4 protein-coding genes, 5 tRNA genes and 2 rRNA genes are annotated in these 4,838 nt (G+C 40.8%); 1 reads left to right on the top strand and 10 read right to left on the bottom strand.

The window, feature by feature from the left end; genetic code table 11:
• From Xets_RS00630 to Xets_RS00610, 5 genes are all read right to left on the bottom strand, one after another.
• The coding region (locus Xets_RS00630; protein ID WP_244589796.1) for a GTP-binding protein at positions 1 to 201 on the bottom strand (201 nt) is incomplete at its 3' end.
• Between the two features lie 106 nt (positions 202 to 307).
• A tRNA-Thr gene (locus Xets_RS00625) sits at positions 308 to 383 on the bottom strand.
• 6 nt (positions 384 to 389) lie between these two features.
• A tRNA-Gly gene (locus Xets_RS00620) sits at positions 390 to 464 on the bottom strand.
• A 100-nt stretch (positions 465 to 564) separates the two neighbouring features.
• Positions 565 to 649, bottom strand: a tRNA-Tyr gene (locus Xets_RS00615).
• Between the two features lie 15 nt (positions 650 to 664).
• Positions 665 to 740: transfer RNA gene (locus Xets_RS00610), tRNA-Thr, on the bottom strand.
• A gap of 418 nt (positions 741 to 1,158) precedes the next feature.
• On the opposite strand from Xets_RS00610, the gene coaA reads away from it, so the two are divergent.
• Positions 1,159 to 2,109, top strand: coding sequence for a type I pantothenate kinase (gene coaA / locus Xets_RS00605; RefSeq protein WP_187651042.1), 951 nt, complete (start codon positions 1,159 to 1,161; stop codon positions 2,107 to 2,109).
• Positions 2,110 to 2,142: 33 nt separating this feature from the next.
• Here the strand turns inward: coaA and birA are convergent, their stop codons facing one another.
• The 5 genes from birA to rrf (Xets_RS00580) all read right to left on the bottom strand — a co-directional run bounded on the left by birA (position 2,143) and on the right by rrf (Xets_RS00580) (position 4,692).
• The gene (gene birA / locus Xets_RS00600; RefSeq protein ID WP_099133058.1) at positions 2,143 to 3,102 is read right to left on the bottom strand and encodes a bifunctional biotin--[acetyl-CoA-carboxylase] ligase/biotin operon repressor BirA; all 960 of its coding nucleotides are present in this window, start codon (positions 3,100 to 3,102) and stop codon (positions 2,143 to 2,145) included.
• Entirely contained in the window at positions 3,099 to 4,139 is a 1,041-nt protein-coding gene (murB, locus tag Xets_RS00595) for a UDP-N-acetylmuramate dehydrogenase (RefSeq protein ID WP_099133057.1), read from the bottom strand. The genes birA and murB overlap by 4 nt, the downstream gene beginning before the upstream one ends.
• 160 nt (positions 4,140 to 4,299) lie before the next feature.
• Positions 4,300 to 4,415 (bottom strand): 5S ribosomal RNA (gene rrf / locus Xets_RS00590).
• A gap of 34 nt (positions 4,416 to 4,449) precedes the next feature.
• Positions 4,450 to 4,525: transfer RNA gene (locus Xets_RS00585), tRNA-Thr, on the bottom strand.
• Between the two features lie 51 nt (positions 4,526 to 4,576).
• Positions 4,577 to 4,692, bottom strand: a 5S ribosomal RNA gene (rrf, locus tag Xets_RS00580).
• Positions 4,693 to 4,838 lie beyond the last annotated feature (146 nt).

The following is a 4,838-nucleotide window of genomic DNA, read 5'->3' as shown; positions in this document are numbered from 1 at the left end:
GTGAGAAGTAGAGATGGTGATACCACGTGCTTTTTCTTCTGGTGCGTTGTCGATCTGGTCGAATGCACGCGCGCTACCACCGTAAGTTTTTGCCAGAACAGTAGTGATTGCAGCAGTCAGGGTAGTTTTACCGTGGTCAACGTGGCCGATAGTACCAACGTTAACGTGCGGTTTTGAACGTTCAAACTTTTCTTTAGACATTAGGTTGTCCCTCTAAGACACGGAATCGGTGGTTTCACCACATCAACCAAGCAATTGCTTGCGAGATATTTACAGGAAGAAAATCAGGAAGTAAGAACAGGAGAAGTGGTGCTGATAGGCAGATTCGAACTGCCGACCTCACCCTTACCAAGGGTGTGCTCTACCAACTGAGCTATATCAGCACATCTTGGAGCGGGCAGCGGGAATCGAACCCGCATCATCAGCTTGGAAGGCTGAGGTAATAGCCATTATACGATGCCCGCGTGAACTCGGCTACCTGACTTTAATCAGCTGTATACTACATCTTAAGTGTTTTTTCTAGAGTATAACTCGAGCAGAACACTCAAGATCGAAACTGGTTAATGGTGGTGGGGGAAGGATTCGAACCTTCGAAGTCTGTGACGGCAGATTTACAGTCTGCTCCCTTTGGCCGCTCGGGAACCCCACCTTTCCAAATTTTTAATGGTGCCGGCACCAAGAGTCGAACTCGGGACCTACTGATTACAAGTCAGTTGCTCTACCAACTGAGCTATGCCGGCATCAAGTGCTGCGCATTCTAGGAAGAGTTGGCCCACGATGCAACAAAAAAATTGTTTTTTTTGTTCTTTCGCTCACAAAACAGTCGCTTTCTATGCTTTTGATGTTTTTTTCAACGACCTAAGCTTAAATATTAAACAAACAACTCTTGTACAGGAAGAACCAATAAATGCATCTGCCAATTATTTTTTAAAAATTATTTGTATCACACTTGTCTTTCTCTTTATAAAAGAAAGAAATTGACGGCCATAATAGGCTCAGAAATAATACATTTTTGCATTTGCCATCAAAAAAATGACTAAAATCATAAAAAATTCTACGCCTACGATAATCCAACCGATATGATGAGATTTATTTTTTGTCGGATACGGGTGTTCTCAACAACCTGTCCAACCTGCATAGACAGGCAGATGTTGGCTTATGAATAAGAAAGAATCTTTTTTGACAACTCCATATTTACAATTTGATCGTAAACATTGGGCCACATTGCGTGACTCAGTGCCTTTAACATTAACAGAAGAAGAAGTTGCGGCTTTAAAAGGGATCAATGAAGAAATCTCAATAGATGAAGTGATTGAAATCTATCTTCCATTGTCACGTCTACTCAATTTTTACATTAGCTCCAATTTACGGCGGCAAGCTGTTCTTGAGCAGTTCCTAGGGACAGATGAACAAAAAATACCTTATGTTATTGGTATAGCAGGCAGCGTTGCTGTCGGAAAAAGCACAACCGCACGCTTATTACAGGCGCTACTAAGCCGTTGGCCAGAACATCGTCGTGTCAAATTAGTGACAACAGACGGCTTTTTGCACTCCAACAATATATTAAATGAACGTGGATTAATGAAAAAAAAGGGGTTCCCTGAATCCTATGATATGCGTAGCTTGGTCAAATTTGTCGCCAATATAAAATCGGGTGCAGAAAAAGTTATCGCGCCGGTATATTCTCACCTGAGCTATGACATCGTTCCTGATGAACAACTTATTATCGAAAAGCCAGATATTCTTATCCTCGAAGGTTTAAACGTATTACAAAGTGGCATGGATTATCCACATGAGCCACATCATGTATTTGTCTCTGATTTTGTTGATTTTTCTATTTATGTAGATGCACCGGAAGAATTACTCGAACAATGGTACGTCAATCGTTTTCTTAAGTTTCGACAAGGCGCTTTTTCCGATCCTGATTCTTATTTCCACAATTATTCTAAACTAACGACAGAAGAAGCGATAAAAGTAGCATCGAGTATTTGGCGGGAAATTAATGGATTAAACTTACAGCAAAACATCTTACCAACGAGAGAACGGGCTAGCTTGATTATGACGAAAGGCATCAATCACACGGTTGAAAGCGTCAGATTAAGAAAATAAAACAAAAAGCCGGAAATATTTCCGGCTTTACATTCAACAACCTCTCAAGGAAATTTCGCCACCGATATAAGGCACAACAACTCCGTTAATATCAAGTAACAAAGCCCCTTGTTGATCTATTCCACGAGCTATCCCATGAACTTCCTGATCGCCAATAATTAATTTCACTGAACGATTAATAAAATTATCTAATTCAAACCATCGAGGAATGAAAGAAGTTAGCCCTTCATTTTCAAATTGGATTAATGATTTTTTAAGTTCCACTATGATTTCAGCAACCAACTTATTCCGTTCAATAATCGTTCCTGATTGCTGTAAATTAGTCCAATTTTGATTAATTGATCTCTGTTGATCGCTACTCATCGAAACATTAATGCCTATTCCGATAACAACATGGGCTGCATCTCCCGTTTTTCCCGTCAACTCAACCAATATTCCAGCAAGTTTTTTATCATCTAAATATAAGTCATTTGGCCATTTTACTTTTACTCTTTCTGCTCCCTGGCGATTAAGTACTTCTGCAATGACAATACCTACCACTAAACTTAAACCTATCGCTGCTGCTGGCCCTTGTTCCAAACGCCAATACATAGATAGATATAAGTTGCGACCAAAAGCAGAAACCCACTTTCTACCACGACGCCCTCTACCTGCATATTGATATTCTGCAACACAGGCAGCTCCTGAATCGAGCTCTGTTAACTTTTCCAGGATATATTGATTCGTGGAATCAATGACAGGCATCACTTCAATGCAATCATTAGGAAGATAGTTTTCAATAATTTCTTTATCCAGAAGACTCATTGGGGTAGGAAAGCGGTAACCTTTACCTGGAAGAGTCAGAACATCTACTCCCCATTCACGAATAGTTTGAATATGTTTATTGATTCCTGCTCGGCTCATTCCCAATTCCTGACCAAGTTGTTGGCCTGAATGAATTTCGCCATCAGATAACACTTTAATTAATTTTAATGGGGTACTAATATCTTTCATGAAATACATTCCACTGCGTCTATTTCACCTATACTGCCAATGAAGCGCACTTCAGGTTCTAAGAAGATATTAAATTTTTCTGCAACCTTATTACGTATATAAGCAGCCAAGGCAATGACATTTTGTCCAGTTGCATTACCTTTATTAATTAATACCAATGCCTGTTTCATGTGTACGGCAGCGCCACCAATAGCATACCCCTTCAATTGACATTGTTCTATCAGCCAACCCGCAGCAATCTTTACGCTATGCTCATCATGAGGGTATTGAGGGCAACCGGGATATTCAGACTTAATACTGTATGCTAACTCAATAGATATAATAGGATTTTTGAAGAAACTGCCTGCATTACCGATCAATGCAGGATCTGGCAACTTACTCTGGCGCATTTCACACACAGCATCGAATATTTGTTCTGGCGTGACTTTTTCTTGTGAGAATTGCGATAAAGCACCGTAAGTTAAAATGGGTTCCCATTTCTTATTCAAGCGTAAACCAACCGCTGTGATAGCATAACCATCTTTATATTGACGCTTAAAGATGCTGTCTCTATACGCAAATTGACACTTATTCGCCGTTAAACGGATTGAATTACCTGTTTTTAGCTCAACAAAATCCACATATTCACAAACATGCTTAAATTCAACTCCATATGCTCCAATATTCTGGATTGGAGCAGAGCCAACATTTCCAGGGATCAAGGCTAAATTTTCCAAACCATAGATCTGTTGTTTAAATAAATAAGTAATTAGTTTATGCCAGTTTTCACCTGCACCAACATGAATGTGCCATGCAGTATCTGACTCTTGTATATTGATACCAAGAATACGATTTAAGATCACCGTACCTTTAAAATTTTCGGTGAAAAGGATGTTACTCCCTCCTCCCAATAATACAATAGGATGACTCTTTTCCATTGCTTCTTGCCATAAGGCCAAAAGCGATTCAATAGAAGTGGCTATTCCAATATGATCAGCACTGGCTGAAATGCCAAACGTGTTAAACGCTTTTAGTTGAGTAGATTGACAGACAGACATTCATTTCAAACTCAATAAGGTAATTTAAGTCGTAGTCTATCAGACTCTATATTTGAAAGATAAGTAAGTAGTTACCTAATACCTATCTGTTAATGAAAATTCAAAAGAACTAGAAATGCAAAAGGCCACTCATATGAGTGGCCTTTTGACTGGTATTAAAGCTTGGCAGTTCCCTACTCTCACATGGGGAGACCCCACACTACCATCGGCGCTACGGCGTTTCACTGCTGAGTTCGGCATGGGGTCAGGTGGGACCGCCGCGCTATTGCCGCCAAGCAAATTCTGTTTTATTTGCCGAACATATTATTCATGGTGCTGATACCCAGATTCGAACTGGGGACCTCACCCTTACCAAGGGTGTGCTCTACCAACTGAGCCATATCAGCAAATGCTAAAAACAAAAGTGTTGCCAAATGGGCAACACTTATAAATTGAATGTCTGGCAGTGTCCTACTCTCACATGGGGAGACCCCACACTACCATCGGCGCTACGGCGTTTCACTGCTGAGTTCGGCATGGGATCAGGTGGGACCACCGCGCTGTTGCCGCCAGACAAATTCTGTTTTCAATCCCGAACAAGCCCGCTTTCTCTGAAACTTCTCTCTCTCAAACCCCAAAACACCTTCGGTGTTGTCAGGTTAAGCCGCACGGGTCATTAGTACCGGTTAGCTCAACGTCTCGCAACGCTTACACACCCGG

It is taken from the genome of Xenorhabdus sp. TS4, assembly GCF_014467265.1.
Lineage (GTDB): Bacteria > Pseudomonadota > Gammaproteobacteria > Enterobacterales > Enterobacteriaceae > Xenorhabdus > Xenorhabdus ehlersii.
The sequence above is the reverse complement of the archived record's forward strand: the minus strand, read 5'-3'. Positions and strand labels throughout refer to the sequence as shown.

What these genes read in the sequence shown, in the direction of transcription:
- murB (WP_099133057.1), bottom strand. Translation starts at nt 4,139, where the DNA reads ATGTCTGTCTGTCAATCTACTCAACTAAAAGCGTTTAACACGTTTGGC.
- birA (WP_099133058.1), bottom strand. Translation starts at nt 3,102, where the DNA reads ATGAAAGATATTAGTACCCCATTAAAATTAATTAAAGTGTTATCTGAT.
- coaA (WP_187651042.1), top strand. Translation starts at nt 1,159, where the DNA reads ATGAATAAGAAAGAATCTTTTTTGACAACTCCATATTTACAATTTGAT.